Origin of the sequence: Clostridium sp. FS41 (genome assembly GCF_000954015.1) — a bacterium.
Classification (GTDB): Bacteria; Bacillota; Clostridia; order Lachnospirales; family Lachnospiraceae; genus Enterocloster; species Enterocloster citroniae.
The window spans coordinates 12,021-27,916 of the sequence record NZ_JYHN01000062.1 but is presented as its reverse complement, the minus strand read 5'-3'; the positions used below and the strand labels follow the sequence as shown (position 1 = coordinate 27,916).

Genomic DNA, 15,896 nt, shown 5'->3' with positions numbered 1-15,896 from the left:
ATGAGAGAGAAGATTCTGGCAGTCATTGAAAAGAACAGCAGGATTGATATTAAGGACCTGGCCGTTTTGTTGGGAGAAAGCGAAGTCGCGGTGGCCAATGAGATCGCGGCAATGGAAAAAGAACACATTATCTGCGGATACCACACCCTGATCAACTGGGACAACACCAGCGATGAAAAAGTAGTGGCCCTGATCGAGGTAAAGGTAACTCCTCAGAGAGGCATGGGATTTGACAAGATCGCAGAGCGAATTTACCAGTACAGTGAGGTGGAGGCTGTTTACCTGATGAGCGGTGCTTATGATTTCACTGTATTCATTGAAGGAAAAACCATGCGCCAGGTGGCCCAGTTTGTATCTGACAGGCTGGCGCCCATGGAGTCCGTGCTCAGTACCGCAACCCATTTTGTTCTGAAAAAATACAAAGACCATGGCACCGTGATCAGTGAGCCGGTGCAGGATGAAAGGATGCTGATTACCCCATGAGAAATCCATTATCAGATAAGATCGTAAAGATACCGCCTTCCGGGATCCGCAAGTTTTTTGATATTGTCAGCGAGATGAAGGACGCCATTTCCCTGGGCGTGGGCGAGCCTGACTTTGACACTCCGTGGCACATCAGGGAGGAGGGCATCTATTCCCTGGAAAAGGGCCGCACCTTTTACACCTCCAATGCCGGATTAAAGCCCCTGAAGGTGGAGATATGTGAATACTTAAAGCGCCGGTGCGGCGTGGTTTATGACCCCGACCATGAGGTGCTGGTGACAGTGGGCGGCAGCGAGGCCATTGACATTGCCATGCGAGCCATGCTTAACGAGGGGGACGAGGTGCTGATCCCTCAGCCCAGCTACGTATCCTACATGCCCTGTGTGACCCTGGCGGACGGTGTGCCGGTGGTGATTGAGCTGGAGGAAAAGGATCAGTTCAGGCTGACTCCTGAAAAGATGCTGGAGAAGATCACGGATAAGACGAAGATCCTGGTGCTTCCTTTCCCCAACAACCCCACCGGAGCGATTATGGACCGGAATGACCTGGAGAAAATTGTGGAGATTGTTCTGGAAAAAGACCTGTTTGTGGTATCGGATGAGATCTACTCAGAGCTTACATACGGCGATGAAAAACATGTGACCATTGCGTCCTTCCCCGGGATGAAGGAGAGGACGGTTCTGATCAACGGTTTTTCCAAGGCATATGCCATGACCGGCTGGCGCCTGGGCTATGCTGCCGCTCCGGCTGTGATTTTGGAGCAAATGCTGAAGATCCACCAGTACGCCATCATGTGCGCCCCAACCACCAGCCAGTACGCTGCTGTCTCCGCCATGAAGAACGGGGATCCGGACGTGGCCATGATGCGGGAGTCCTACAACCAGCGCCGCCGCTTCCTGCTCCATGCATTTGCGGAGATGGGAATCGAGTGCTTTGAACCCCTGGGCGCATTTTATACGTTTCCCAACATTAAACGTTTTGGGATGACATCCGAGGAGTTTGCAACCAGGCTTTTGCAGGAAGAAAAGGTGGCTGTTGTGCCGGGAACCGCATTTGGTGACTGCGGGGAGGGTTTTGTAAGGATTTCCTATGCTTATTCCCTGAATAACCTGAAGGAAGCTCTGGGACGCATCCAGCGCTTTGTAAGCCGCCTGGATGGAAAGGCGTGACACAACCATGATGAACATTGTATTATTAGAGCCTGAGATGCCCTCCAATACAGGAAATATCGGCAGGACCTGCGTTGCCACCAAGACCAGGCTCCATCTCATCGAACCCCTGGGATTTAAGCTGAACGAAAAGGCGCTTAAGAGGGCCGGACTGGATTACTGGGATAAACTGGATGTGACCGTGTACAGTGATTATCAGGATTTCCTGGAACGCAACCCCGATGCCCTGGGGCGCATGTATTTTGCCACCACCAAGGCCCATAAGGTTTACTCCAATGTGGAATATGAACCGGACTGTTATCTTATGTTCGGCAAGGAGAGTGCAGGGATACCCGAGGAGATCCTGGTGGAGAATGAGGAGCATTGTATCCGTATTCCCATGTGGGGGGACATCCGCTCCCTGAACCTGTCCAACTCTGTGTCGGTGGTGCTGTATGAGGCGCTGCGGCAGCATGGATTTGAGAAGATGGCCCTCACAGGGCAGCTGCATCATCTGAACTGGAATCATTAGAATATATAGGGAAGGCTGCGGACACTGCGGTTTATTGCGCAGGGGGGCGGCCTTTTTCTATGGCGGCACGGATCTTATTCCTTGGGGCGGCGTACCTTTACAGATCCTATTTTTGGGGCGGTTTGCGCTTTGGGAAACATAAAACATTCTTTGACGGAAGGAACCATGTCTGTTATACTGAAAAAAGTACAAGAGGCATGAGGTGTATAGAATGGCTACAATAAAAGACGTTGCAAAAGAGGCTGGTTTTTCTGTCTGTACCGTGTCCAGGGCCCTGGCCGGCAAGGGATATATTAAAGAGGAGACACGCCAGAGGATCATGGAGGCTGTGCGGACCGTGGACTACAGGCCCAATAATCTGGCGGTCAGCTTAAAGACGGGCCGGACCAACACGCTGGCGCTGATCATACCCGATGTTATGAACATGTATTATCCGCGTCTGGAGAAGTACATAGAAAAATATGCCGCGGATCAGGGCTTTATGGTATATCTGTGCAATTCCAATAACGACATTGAGCGGGAAAAGAAGTTCATAGAAAACCTCAGTCTGAAAAAGGTTGACGGGGTCATTGTTACGCCCTGTACCAATGAGCATCAGCATATCAAAAAGCTTAATGATTTCGGTATCCCCTATGTGTACCTGAACCGCAATTTCCCGGATGATGTTGAGCGGTGCATCCGGGTGGACAACTTTAAGGGAGCCTATGACTGCGTCTCCTACCTCCTGGACAATGGCTATACACGCATTGGCGGCGTGTTCCAGAGCTTTAATAACATGATCTATGAGGAACGTTATGCCGGAATGGTCAAGGCATTAAAGGACCGGGGAATCCAGGCGGACAAGGATATCATACTTTTGGACGTGGACGATCTGGATCATTCCCACAAGCGGATTGAGAAGCTTTTAAAAAGAAAGCACAGGCCGCAGGCCATATTTACATCCAATGATATGCTGGCCTTTGGTGTGTACAGGGCGGCGTATAACTGCGGCATCAGGATACCGGAGGATCTGTCCGTCATGGGTTATGACAATATCATCATGACCGATAAGATCATACCTCCCCTCACCTCCTATTACACGCCTGCGGAAGAGATTTCCAGGGCGGCGGTGGAGTATATATGCGCATGCATCAGCGGGAAAGAGGCGGACAGGTTCCCGATTTATGAAGGGAAACTGGTGCTGAGGGATTCGGTAAGGCCCTGTTGAGATTATGATCTGTTCTATTAATACACAACAAGAAGGGGGATATGAAGTATGTCAAAATGTATGTCACTGGAGGAGGCTGTAAATCTGGTAAAAGACGGGGACAGCTTGTGGCTTTCAGGAGGGGGAGGAGGGATCAACGATCCGGGTTATCTGCTCTCCGGCCTGGAAAAGCGGTTCTTGGACACGGGAAGCCCGGCCGGGCTGACCCTTTATCACAGCGCCGGCATCGGAGACAAGCAGGGGGGAGGAGCGGACCATTTTGCCCATAAAGGCATGGTGAGAAAGGTAGTGGGAAGCCACTGGACCTGGTCTGTGAATATGCAGAAACTGGCCATGGAGAACCAGATAGAGGCATATGTCCTTCCGCAGGGAGTCATGACCCAGCTGGTGAGGGAGATCGCGGCCGGGAGACCGGGCCTGATCACAAAGACGGGTCTTCATACCTTTGTGGATCCCAGAGTGGAGGGCGGCCGCGTGAATGAATGTTCAAAAGAGGAGCTTTCTTTTTTATTTACCAAAGATGTAAACGATTATATATTTTATAAAAGCTTCCATTTGGACGTTGCCCTGTTCCGGGGATCTGCCGCGGATGAGGATGGAAACATCAGTTTTGAGGATGAGGGACTGATGACGGAAGCGCTTTCCCAGGCCCAGGCGGTAAAAAACTGCGGCGGGGTCGTCATATGCCAGGTGAAACGGATGGTGGAACGAGGCGGGATCCGACCGGACTGTGTGGCGGTACCCGGTATACTGGTCGATGCCGTGGTGGTGGACTCCCGGCAGAGAATGTCCATGAAAACAGAATATGATGAAACCCTGTCCGGAAAGAAACGGGGAGGACTTCCTGAAAGCGAGTATATGCCCCAGGACAACCGTAAGGTAATGGCCAAGCGGGCGGCCATGGAGCTAAAAAGAGGTGATATGGTCAATTTGGGATTTGGGGTGCCCGCCGGAGTGGGCAAGGTGCTGGAGGAGAGCGGCTGCCAGTCCTGTATCCACCTGTCCCTGGAACAGGGGATCATAGGCGGTGTTCCCGCCACGGGCACTGATTTTGGCATAGCTTACAACCCCCAGGCGATCATCTGCGAGACAAACCAGTTTGACTGGTATGACGGCGGTGGGCTGGATGTGGCCGTGCTTTCCTTTGCTGAATTTGACCGGCAGGGAAATGTAAATGTAAGCAAGTTCAACCATGTGGTCAACGGAGTGGGCGGATTCATCAACATTTCCCAGAACGCAGGGCGGGTTGTTTTTACAGGAACATTTACGGCCGTGGGGCTGAGAGAGGAATGTAAGGAGGGAAGACTGCAGATCCTTCAGGAGGGAAGGGTGCAAAAGCTTGTGGATACAGTGGAGCAGGTCAGCTTCAGCGGGCCATACGCCAGGCAGACGGGACAGCCGGTCCTTTTTGTGACCGAACGGGCAGTGTTCCGGCTGACAGATGAAGGGGTGGAACTGACAGAGATCGCCCCGGGGATCGATCTGCAAAAGGACGTTCTGGATGTCATGGGATTTGAACCCATTGTCAGCAGATACCTTAAAGTCATGGATCCACAGCTGTTTCGGGATATCCCTGTAAAATTAAAGCTATAAATCACTATCAATGTATCGTTTAATAAAACCGGCTGGGGGCGGCCGGTTATTTATTACGTGAAAAACCTCTTGACATTTGTTGTGTAAACGATTATATTTAGAATTAACAAAACATATAAACGTTTACATATTATGCAACTATAAAAAAATAATAAAGAAAAAATAAACTACGGGAGGGAATCTTATGCTGGAAGGTGTTAAAGTCTTAAGCTTCACACATTATCTCCAGGGACCATCGGCAGCGCAGATACTGGCCGACCTGGGGGCGGAAGTAGTGAAGGTGGAGTCTCCAAAGGGAGCTTACGAGCGTTCCTGGTCAGGATGCAATACATACCCGGGAGGGGTCAGCATGTTTTTTCTGCTGGGCAACCGCAACCAGACATCCATTGCAGTGGACCTTAAAAGTAAGGAAGGGGTTGAGATCATCCACAAGCTGCTACGGGAGTATGATGTGGTGATCGAGAATTTCCGTGCAGGGGTAATGGAAAAGCTGGGACTGGGATACGAGGACCTAAAGAAGATCAACCCGGGCATTATCTATTGTTCCTGTTCCGGCTACGGATCTTCCGGTCCCTATGTGAAGAAGCCGGGGCAGGACCTGCTGATCCAGAGCATGAGCGGCCTTGTATCCCTGACCGGCTCCGATCCCGAGGCCCCGTCACCAGTGGGAACACCGGTGGTGGACCAGCATGGGGCAGTGCTGGCAGCCCTTGGGGTGGTGGCCTCCGTTTATGACAGGGCCAGGACGGGGAAAGGCCATAAGGTGGAGGCAAGCCTTCTGGGATCGGCATTGGATCTGCAGCAGGAAGCCCTGGGATATTATCTCAACGGAGGACAGTTTACAGAGCGCCCCACCACCGGGCTCAGCACCAGGTTCCACCAGTCTCCCTACGGCGTGTACAGGACCGGGGACGGCTGCATCACCCTTTCCCTGGTTCCGGTGGAAAAGCTGAGGGAGCTGTTTACGCCGGGATGTCTGGACGGATATACCTCCAGGGACCAGATGGAGCGCAGATTGGAGTTTGATGCCGTGGTATGCCGGGAGATGAAGAAAAAGACCACCGGGGAGTGGAAGAAGATCTTCGATGAAAACGGCATCTGGTACGCGCCTGTGAATGATTACCAGGAGGTCCTGGAGGACGAACAGGTCAGGTACAATGACAATATCCTGACCATGCACCATCCCGTTGCAGGGGATGTGCGGGTAGTGGGGCATGCAAACCGCTACGATGGGGAAAATATCAAGATCCGCAAGCTGCCTCCGAAATTGGGGGAGAGCACAAAAAGCCTGATGGAACGCCTGGGTTATGATGAGGAGACCATCAGAAGGTACAGGGAACACGGCATCATTACAATGGAGGAGTGACAGGGATGGAATATATAAATGATCTGCTGAAGGTAGAGGTACAGGATTATGTGGCGCTGGTGACGATCGACCACCCGCCGCTCAACATACTCACCCTTAAGCTGAGCGCGCAGATGAGGGATACCCTTCACTGCCTGGAGGAGGACGATGCGGTCCGGGTGGTGGTGCTTCGCGGGGCAGGGGAAAAGGCATTCTGTGTGGGAGCGGATATCAAGGAGTTTCCACAGGTGTGGGATGATGTGATCGGGAAAAAGCTGATGAACGAAAACCTGGCAATTGACGCCATTGAGCTTTTGGACAAGCCGGTTATTGCGGCCATGGAAGGCAATACCCTGGGCGGGGGATGCGAGATTGCCATGGCCGCGGATATCCGCATCATGAGCCAGGAAGGCAGGATCGGGCTCCCGGAGATCAATCTGGGAGTGTTTCCGGGGAGCGGCGGGCTGTTCCGGCTTGCCAGATATGTGGGGATCGCAAAGGCCTATGAGATGCTTTACACGGGAACTATCCTGAATGCCGGGGAGGCGCTTCAGTGCGGCCTGGTAAACAGGGTCGTGCCCCGGGGGCAGACGGAGGCGGCTGCCATGGAGATGGCAGGGATCATTGCGGACAAACCCTTTGAGGCGATCAAACTTATAAAGAAAGGGGTAAGACAGCTGTGGCAAAAGACCACGGAAGAGAATTTTTACCCTAATCTGGAATTCAGCAGAACGGTTTTTAAGACGCCTGACTGTGCAGAAGGGGTGGATGCATTTATCCATAAGCGCCAGCCCCGGTTCAGCAAATAACCAGGAGAGTGGAAATGAATATAACAATCGACATTTTAGTGATCGGCGCCGGAGGCGCCGGCTGCAGGGCGGCCATAGCGGCCGCGGACTGCGGAACCTCGGTTCTTCTGGCAAGCAAAAAGCCCTTGGGGGAGTCCGGGGCCACCAGTTATCCGGTGGCGGAGATGGCGGGATATAATGCAGGGGATGTCTCCATTCCCATGGATGTGCAGATGCATTACAACGATATCATCGAGGCTGGACAGGGAATGGCGGACGAAGAGCTGGCGGCCATTGTTGCATCCAGGGCTCCGGAAACCATAAGGCAGCTGGAAGAGTGGGGAGTGAAGTTTGAGCATGAGAATGAGGGGTATTATGTGTTCCGCAGCTGTTTTTCACATTACCCCAGGACCCATGTGATCAAAGGACACGGTGAACCCGTGGTAAGAGCCATGAAGGACCAGATCCATGCGCGGCCCAATATAACGGTGATGGATGATGTCACTATCATGGGTCTGTATGTCAGGGATGGCTGCTGTGTGGGGGCCTGCGGCCTGGCGGGCCGGGAGATGGTATACATTAACTCCAAAGCCGTCATTCTGGCTTCAGGAGGATGCGGTCAGGCGTTTGAGCGCAATATGAATCCAAGCGATGTGACCGGTGGCGGTTATTCCATGGCATACCACGCGGGGGCAGACCTGGTGAACATGGAGTTTATGCAGATTGGAATGGGTTTTTCCTGGCCCGTTGTGAACATTTTCAACGGATACATATGGGAGACAAAACCAAGGCTGTCCGACCGGGAAGGAAAGGATATCTTTGAGGAGGTCCTTCCTCAGAATCTTACGCCGGACCAGGTGATGCATGAGCACAGGAAGCATTTCCCGTTTTCCAGCAGTGACGATTCAAAATACCTGGAAGTGGCTGTCCAAACCGCGGTCAAGAATGGGCGCGGCACACAGCGGGGAGGGATCAGGGCTGACTTTTCCCACATTACGGATGAATACGTGAACAGCCTGAAGGATGACTGCGGGATCCACCACATGTGGCCCATTGCAAGGGATTATTTAAGATCCCGGGGCGTGGATCTGCTGCTGGACCAGGTGGAAGTGGCCTGTTATGCACACGCCATCAACGGCGGGGTGCGGATCAATACAAAGGGCATGTCCTCCATACAAGGACTTTACGCAGCGGGCGAGTGTGCGGGCGGACCCCATGGAGCGGACCGCCTGGGGGGCAATATGATGGTGACCTGCCAGGTGTTTGGGGAGATTGCAGGCACCAGCGCGGCTGAGTATGCGCTGAGGACCCAGCATGCGGAACATGTGGAACATCTCAGAGATCCCCACATGGAGGAGATGAAGGCGCTGCTGTACCGGAAACTTGACTGCATGGGGATGTTAAACCGGCTGAGAAAGGCTGCCCAGGACAATCTTCTGGTGGCCCGGACCGAAGATGGGCTTACCCAGGTGTTAAATGTGGCCGGGGAACTGGAGGGGGAGATGGTGCATGCAGATACCTGCCAGGAGATATACCCGGAAAATATCGATCTTTACCACATGCTCACAACCGTGCGGATCATGGCCCGGTGCGCCCTGGAGAGAAGAGAAAGCCGGGGATCCCATCACCGTGCGGATCATCCCTTTAAGGACGAGAGATTTAACAAACCTGTAACCATACGAAAGAACGGCTAAGTGCCTTTCTGAAATAAATCCAACAAAGGAGAAGGAAATTATGAAGAAACACGTATTAGCATTAGCAATGGCAGCATCCATGGCAGCGCTCACAGCATGCAGCTCCATGCCTGGTATGGGAGTGACACAGGCGCCGGCCACTGAAGCGGCCAAGACAGAGGCGGCTAAGGCGGAGGAAGCACAGTCCGGCGACAGCAAGGCAGAGACACCTGCGCCTGCCGCTGACGACAAGGTTTATACGCTGAAGATCTCCACTTCCCAGACCGACCAGTCCCTGATCACCCAGGCATATATGAAGCTTGCGGACAGGGTAAAGGAAAATTCCAACGGACGCCTGGAAATCGAGGTATTCCCCTCCAGCCAGCTGGGCAATGACGAGGACGTAATCGAGCAGGCCATCCAGGGGGCAGGGATCGCCGTGAACACGGATGCGGCCAGGATGGGTACCTATGTAAAAGACATGGGCATCCTGATGATGGGATATTTTGCGGATAATTATGAGGAATGCCGTAAGATTACGGAGACAGACACGTTTAAGGGCTGGGAGAATGAACTTGCAGACAAACACGGAATCCGGGTGCTGGCATTTGACTTTTATGACGGGCCCAGGCATTTCATGACCAATAAGGAAGTTAAGACGCCTGAGGACTTAAAGGGGCTGCGTGTAAGGACCATTGGTGCAGAGGTGTGTACGGAGTCCATTGAAGCCATGGGAGGAACACCCATTGCCATGGCGTGGGGCGAGGTGTACAACGGCATTCAGTCCAAGGCACTGGACGCCTGTGAGGCGCAAAATACATCCACCTATCCGTCCAGAATTTATGAGGTTTGCAAGTACCAGACCAAGACAGGCCATTTCCAGCTTCTTCAGGCCCTGGTGTGCGGCGAATCCTGGTTTAAGAGCCTGCCTGAAGACCTGCAGAAGATCCTGGTGGACACTGCAAGGGAAGTGGGAGCGGAGAGTGCAGCAGATGTTTTGACAGAAGCGGAGAACTGTGAGAAAAAGATGGTGGAAGCCGGACTGACCATTGTGGAGCCAGACGTGGAGGCATTTAAGACAGCGGTGGAGCCGGCCTATGAGAAATTGGGTTATACGGAACTTCGTGAGCAGCTTTACAAAGAAATAGGAAAGACCAACTAAAGATTGCAGAAAGGTTTGGATGGCAATGAAAAAAATATCAGATATTACCCTCAAAATCGAAGAGATTCTGGCCGCCGGCCTGCTTTGCCTGATTTCGGTTCTGGTGTTTGGTTCGGCTGTGGCCAGAACCATAGGCATGCCTATTAACTGGGCCCAGGACATTGCGCTGCTGGCCTTTGCATGGCTGACCTTTTTGGGCGCGGACGTGGTGGCCAAATCCGGACGGCTCATTAATATTGATATGTTGACCAATCAGCTGCCAAAGGTGGTGCAAAAGCTCCTTGGGATCGTATTTGATATGATGATGTTGCTGTTCCTGTTTATTTTGATCGTGTATGGGTTTTTGCTTGTATCCCAGAGTTGGAGCCGTATGTTCAACACATTGAAACTCAGTTATGCATGGTGCACTTTGGCTGTTCCTGTGGGCGCGCTCCTTCTGTTTACAACGGTAGCGGGCATGCTTGTAAGGGATATCAGAAAACCTGCAAAGGATTGGGGGCGGAGGGCATAATGTTAAATGCAATTGGAATATTTATGATTTTTTTGTTTTTAGGCATGCCGGTTGCATTTGCAATTGGAATATCAGGATTTATATTTTTCCTCATGAGGCCGGAGATACCGTGGACCATCCTGGTCCAGAAATCTCTGTCCACCACCCAGTCCTTTACCATGCTGGCGATCCCACTGTTCATATTTGCCGGAAACCTGATGAACAACACGGGCATTACCTCCAGGCTGGTGAAGCTGGCCAATGTTCTGACAGGACACATGTATGGCTCCATCGGCCAGGTATCCGTGGTCCTGTCCACTCTTATGGGCGGCGTGTCGGGATCGGCTGTGGCGGATGCGGCCATGGAGTGCCGTATCCTGGGGCCGGAGATGACAAAGCGCGGCTATGCCCCGGGCTGGTCAGCGGCCATCAACTGCCTGTCCGGACTGATCGTGGCCACCATCCCCCCGTCCATGGGCCTGATCCTCTACGGCACAGTGGGGGAGGTATCCATTGGGCGTCTGTTTATCGCAGGCTTTGTACCGGGCTTTATCATGTGTATTTTTATGATGATAGCCACATCCTGGTCAGCCCGCCATTTCGGCTATAAGCCGGACCATGAAAAACCCTCCTCCCTCAGGGAGATTGGAAAAGCCTGCATTGAAAGTATCTGGGCACTGCTCTTCCCGGTCATCCTGATTGTCTTAATCAGGGGCGGAGTGATGACGCCATCGGAATCAGGGGCATTTGCCGTATTTTATGCCCTGGTAGTGGGGGTATTTGTGTACAGGGAGCTGACCTGGGAGAAATTTAAGGAATGCCTGATCGACAGCGTAAAAGATATTTCTGTTATTACCATGGTCCTGGCATTTTCCGGGATCTTCAGCTACGGGGTGGTGTATGACCAGCTGCCAAAGGATGTTGCCTCCTTCCTGGTAGGCATGACCAGCAATCCAACCATCATGTTGTTTCTGATCATTGTTATGCTGATCGTGTGCGGCATGTTTATGGAGACAACGGTCATTACCCTGATCGTCACCCCCATCCTTCTGCCGGTCATCAGACAGTACGGCATTGATCCGGTACAGTTTGGAATTATCATGATGACCACGGTAACCATGGGCTGTTCCACGCCTCCCGTGGGCGTGGCTCTGTACACCTGTTCCTCTATTATGGACTGCCCGGTGGAGGAGACTACAAAGTACTCCTGGCCCCTGTTTGTGGCAATCCTTGGAACCCTTTTGATCTGCATTTTCCTGCCTGACCTGATCCTCTTTCTTCCGAATCTGGTATATGGGCCGTCCATGTGATCAATGGGCAAATTGAATGGTTTTATAAGGTGGCTGCCATGCTTTGCGTGGCAGTTTTCTTTGCCCTCATCTGTCATAAACATCCAATTCTTTACATACCCTAGAAGTAGCTGAAACGGCAGCTTCCCGTTTCGACTAAATGTGATGGGATAGAGTGTGGAGGGGTTGGAAAATGAACGAGAAGTACGTGGAAGCCTTAGAGCAGTATGAGATGGATGTAATATCAGTGAGAAAGGGCCGCGGTTCATGGATCTGTGAGACCAGGAACGGCTGCAGGCTTTTAAAAGAATACCGTGGAACGGTTAAACGCCTGGAATTCGAGGACGAGGTTCTGGGAATATTGGATACCAGGGGAAGCCTTAGGGCTGACCGGTACATCAGGAATAAAGAGGGAAGCCTCCTGACAATGACAGGAGACGGAACGCGCTACATACTAAAGGATTGGTTTATGGACAGGGAATGCAACATAAAAGACGGCTTTGAAATCCGTCAGGCCTTGTCGCGCCTTGCCATGCTGCACGGTCAGCTGAGAACCGTGGAATTTAAGGAGGAGTGGAGCATGGGCTCCATCCTGTCCGAATCCCTGGAGGAAGAACTGGAGCGTCATAACAGGGAAATGCAGCGGACACGCAACTATATACGCGGCAAACGGAAAAAATCCGAATTCGAGCTCTGCGTCATTGGAAATTACAACATGTTTTATGAGCAGGCCCTGGAGGCGGTGCAGGGGATCAAAAGCTTGTGGACAGGGAATGCAGTGGATTCCGAGTATGATGCCCTGGAGGCAGCGGAGATAAAGAACCCCAGGGGACTAAAGGGGGCGGTGCAGCCTGCCGCACCTTCGGACCGCACAGGGGAAAAACCCACATTCCTGTGCCACGGTGACCTGGACCAGCATCATGTGCTCATGGGGCCAAACTATACGGCTATTATCGAGTATAACCGTATGCACCTGGGGATCCAGGTCTCAGACCTATACCGGTTCATGCGTAAAGTCATGGAGAAGCACGGATGGAATGTGGACCTGGGATTATCCATGCTGGACTCCTATGAGCGGATCCTGCCCATGGACCGTCAGGAATTGACCTGCCTGTATTATCTGTTCCTGTATCCTGAGAAATACTGGAAACAGCTGAACTTTTATTACAATGCCAATAAGGCATGGATACCGGGCCGGAACATTGATAAACTCCATGGTCTGGAGGAACAGCAGCAGCAGAGGAATCACTTTCTGAAACGCCTTCAGGCTGACTGCGGGGTTTGATTAGTGTAAATTAATCAAGGCTTGTACTTCCTTTTTTTTGCCTGATATAGTATAATCTTAAGCATAATATGCAGGCAGATTATGCCTAATACTGCATTCAGGAGGGAGTATATTTATGAAAGATTACATGAAGATATACCAGGAATGGTTATCAAACCCCTATTTTGATGAGGCCACAAAAGAAGAGCTCCGCGCCATTGAGGGCGATGAGAATGAGATTAAAGAGCGTTTCTATATGGATCTGGAGTTCGGTACAGCCGGACTGCGCGGCGTAATCGGTGCAGGCATTAACCGTATGAATATTTATGTGGTAAGGCGTGCAACCCAGGGCCTTGCCAACTATATTATCAAACAGGGCGGCGCAGACAAGGGTGTTGCCATTGCCTATGATTCCCGCCACATGTCACCGGAGTTTGCCATGGAGGCGGCCATGACCCTGGCAGCCAACGGTATTAAGGCATACAAGTTTGAGTCGCTGCGCCCCACGCCGGAGCTGTCCTTTGCAGTCCGGGAGCTGGGCTGTATTGCCGGCATCAACATCACAGCCAGCCACAACCCGCCTGAATACAACGGCTATAAGGTATATTGGGAGGACGGCGCCCAGTTTACACCGCCTCATGACAAGGGCGTTACTGATGAGGTGCTGGCCATTGAGGATCTGTCCACGGTAAAGACCACGGACGAGGCATCCGCAGCGGCAGCGGGCAAGTACCAGGTGATCGGCAAGGAGATTGATGACAAGTATATTGCCCAGGTAAAGGCCCAGGTTGTGAACCAGAAGGCCATTGACGAGATGCAGGACCAGATCACCATTGTGTATACACCTCTCCACGGAACCGGTAATATCCCGGCCAGAAGAGTGATGGAGGAGATCGGCTTTACCCATGTCTATGTGGTGCCTGAGCAGGAACTGCCGGACGGTGATTTCCCAACTGTAAGTTATCCCAACCCGGAAGCCGAGGAAGCATTTGCCCTGGGCCTTAAGCTGGCCAGGGAAAAGGATGCGGACCTGGTTCTGGCAACAGATCCGGATGCCGACCGTCTGGGCGTATATGTAAAGGATGCCCGTTCCGGCAATTATATTCCTCTCACAGGCAACATGTCCGGTTCCCTGCTATGCGAGTATGTGCTCAGCCAGAAGCAGGCGGCAGGTAAGATACCAGCCGATGGCCAGGTGATCAAGTCCATAGTTTCCACCAACCTGATCGATGCGGTTGCAAAGGAATACGGATGCCGGCTCATTGAGGTGCTCACGGGCTTTAAGTGGATTGGACAGCAGGTGCTTAAGAACGAGAAGACAGGCCAGGGAACCTATCTCTTTGGAATGGAAGAGAGCTATGGCTGTCTCATCGGCACCTATGCCAGGGACAAGGACGCGATCTCGGCCACGGCAGCGCTGTGTGAGGCAGCAGCCTACTACAAGCAGAAAGGCATGACCCTGTGGGATGCCATGGTGGCTATGTACGATAAGTACGGCTACTATAAGGATGCGGTCAAGTCCATCGGCCTGTCCGGCATTGAAGGACTGGCCAAAATCCAGTCCATTATGGAGACACTGCGGGCCAATACGCCGGAAGCGGTGGGAAGCTACAAGGTTATCTCAGCAAGGGATTACAAGTTAGACACCGTCAAGGACATGACTACCGGAGAAGTGAAGCCCACCGGACTTCCGTCCTCCAATGTACTGTATTATGACCTGAATGACGGCGCCTGGATCTGCGTAAGGCCTTCAGGAACAGAGCCCAAGATCAAGTTCTACTACGGGATCAAGGGAAGCTCCATGGAGGATGCGGAGGCAAAGGCAGAGGCCCTGGGAGCAGCCGTGATGGCCATGGTGGATCAGATGATGTAAGTGAATATCATGAATATTATAGGGGATGCCCGGCGGCGTAAGCTGTCCGGCATCCCTTTTTGGCGCAGGGCGCCCCGTGCATGAGCGTTTACCAGGTGACGATTTTATCAATCAGCTCTCTCTGTTCATCCGTGGATTTGTTAAGGTAAATGCGCGTGGTTTCAATGCTGTCATGTCCCATCAGATCTGCCAGCAATGAGATGTCATTAAAATTTGCAAGAAAATTTTTGGCAAACCGGTGCCGGAAGGCGTGGGGATACACGGTATCCTCAGGTATGCCGTAGCGGCGGGCCAGCACCTTTAACTGGCTGCTGATGCCTCTTGGGGTGATGGGATCCCCGTGGGAGTTGGTAAAGAGAAAGCCGGATACAACGCCTTTTTCATGGACCCAGTCCAGGGCTTCCTGGCAGAGGGCATCGGGAAAGTAGATCCTGCGCACCTTTCCGCCTTTTGAGCATAGGTCCATATACCCCATCTCCAGGTGTTCCGCCTTGATTTGTATCAATTCACTGACCCTGGCTCCGGTGCAGGCCAGGAACCGGACCACAAAATACCAGTACATGTTGCCATCGGATTTCAGGGAATCTTTGAATCTCATATAATCTTCCTGGGAGATCACGCGGTCCAAAAAAGAAACCTGCTGCGTCTGCACCACAGGGAGACGGAAGGCGTCACGGCTGTCCCTATGGCAGTCCGAGGGAAATCCAGTGTTGTCCGAAGCAGCCCTGCTGCCATCGGAATCCGGCCCTTTGTTGTCCAAAGCCATTCCAATGCAGTCCAGGTACCTGTTGATCCCATAGATCCGGTTGTTGACCGTGGCAGCCGTATAGTGCTGCACCAGATAATCCTTATACAGCATCAGATTGGTCGTATTCAGTTCATCAAACAGGGAGTAGTAGAGCCGGCATGAGGCCAGACAGCTTTTAATGGTATTAGGGGAGGCGTCCCGCCTTTTCAGATAATGGATAAAATTTAATTCTGCTTCTTCAGGCATCTGTCTTGATGCGCACATAAAAATCACAACCTTTTATAACAAGTGACTGATGGCT

At 52.2% G+C, this 15,896-nt stretch carries 14 protein-coding genes; 13 read left to right on the top strand and 1 reads right to left on the bottom strand.

Annotated features, from left to right (window positions below; translation table 11 throughout):
• The 13 genes from CLFS41_RS16755 to CLFS41_RS16695 all read left to right on the top strand — a co-directional run bounded on the left by CLFS41_RS16755 (window position 1) and on the right by CLFS41_RS16695 (window position 14,847).
• Window positions 1-483: an Lrp/AsnC family transcriptional regulator gene (locus CLFS41_RS16755; RefSeq protein WP_007869644.1), complete on the top strand. Its 483-nt coding sequence runs from the start codon at window positions 1-3 to the stop codon at window positions 481-483.
• Window positions 480-1,652, top strand: coding sequence for an aminotransferase class I/II-fold pyridoxal phosphate-dependent enzyme (locus CLFS41_RS16750; RefSeq protein ID WP_007869641.1), 1,173 nt, complete (start codon window positions 480-482; stop codon window positions 1,650-1,652). Before CLFS41_RS16755 ends, CLFS41_RS16750 begins: the two co-directional genes overlap by 4 nt.
• Window positions 1,653-1,662: 10 nt before the next feature.
• On the top strand, window positions 1,663-2,163 hold the full coding sequence (locus CLFS41_RS16745; protein WP_330412820.1) for a tRNA (cytidine(34)-2'-O)-methyltransferase: 501 nt from the start codon (window positions 1,663-1,665) through the stop codon (window positions 2,161-2,163).
• Between the two features lie 211 nt (window positions 2,164-2,374).
• Window positions 2,375-3,370, top strand: coding sequence for a LacI family DNA-binding transcriptional regulator (locus tag CLFS41_RS16740; protein WP_007869637.1), 996 nt, complete (start codon window positions 2,375-2,377; stop codon window positions 3,368-3,370).
• A gap of 48 nt (window positions 3,371-3,418) precedes the next feature.
• On the top strand, window positions 3,419-4,963 hold the full coding sequence (locus CLFS41_RS16735) for a CoA-transferase (RefSeq protein WP_045092935.1): 1,545 nt from the start codon (window positions 3,419-3,421) through the stop codon (window positions 4,961-4,963).
• Window positions 4,964-5,147: 184 nt separating this feature from the next.
• Entirely contained in the window at window positions 5,148-6,329 is a 1,182-nt protein-coding gene (locus CLFS41_RS16730; RefSeq protein ID WP_007869633.1) for a CoA transferase, read from the top strand.
• A 5-nt stretch (window positions 6,330-6,334) separates the two neighbouring features.
• Window positions 6,335-7,117 carry an enoyl-CoA hydratase-related protein gene (locus CLFS41_RS16725; protein ID WP_045092934.1) on the top strand — a complete coding sequence of 261 codons (783 nt, stop codon included), beginning with the start codon at window positions 6,335-6,337 and terminating at the stop codon, window positions 7,115-7,117.
• A 14-nt stretch (window positions 7,118-7,131) separates the two neighbouring features.
• On the top strand, window positions 7,132-8,790 hold the full coding sequence (locus CLFS41_RS16720) for an FAD-binding protein (RefSeq protein WP_052665792.1): 1,659 nt from the start codon (window positions 7,132-7,134) through the stop codon (window positions 8,788-8,790).
• 40 nt (window positions 8,791-8,830) lie between these two features.
• A complete protein-coding gene (locus tag CLFS41_RS16715; RefSeq protein WP_045092932.1) occupies window positions 8,831-9,931 on the top strand; it encodes a C4-dicarboxylate TRAP transporter substrate-binding protein in 1,101 nt (366 codons plus the stop codon).
• Window positions 9,932-9,950: 19 nt separating this feature from the next.
• On the top strand, window positions 9,951-10,442 hold the full coding sequence (locus CLFS41_RS16710) for a TRAP transporter small permease (protein ID WP_242856887.1): 492 nt from the start codon (window positions 9,951-9,953) through the stop codon (window positions 10,440-10,442).
• Window positions 10,442-11,731 (top strand): TRAP transporter large permease, encoded by a 1,290-nt coding sequence (locus tag CLFS41_RS16705; RefSeq protein ID WP_045092931.1) that lies wholly within the window; start codon window positions 10,442-10,444, stop codon window positions 11,729-11,731. Before CLFS41_RS16710 ends, CLFS41_RS16705 begins: the two co-directional genes overlap by 1 nt.
• A gap of 172 nt (window positions 11,732-11,903) precedes the next feature.
• Complete coding sequence (locus CLFS41_RS16700) at window positions 11,904-12,995, top strand: spore coat protein CotS (protein ID WP_045092930.1); 1,092 nt, start codon at window positions 11,904-11,906, stop codon at window positions 12,993-12,995.
• Window positions 12,996-13,110: 115 nt separating this feature from the next.
• Entirely contained in the window at window positions 13,111-14,847 is a 1,737-nt protein-coding gene (locus tag CLFS41_RS16695) for a phospho-sugar mutase (protein WP_045092929.1), read from the top strand.
• 88 nt (window positions 14,848-14,935) lie between these two features.
• Here the strand turns inward: CLFS41_RS16695 and CLFS41_RS16690 are convergent, their stop codons facing one another.
• Complete coding sequence (locus CLFS41_RS16690; protein WP_007869614.1) at window positions 14,936-15,859, bottom strand: tyrosine-type recombinase/integrase; 924 nt, start codon at window positions 15,857-15,859, stop codon at window positions 14,936-14,938.
• Window positions 15,860-15,896 lie beyond the last annotated feature (37 nt).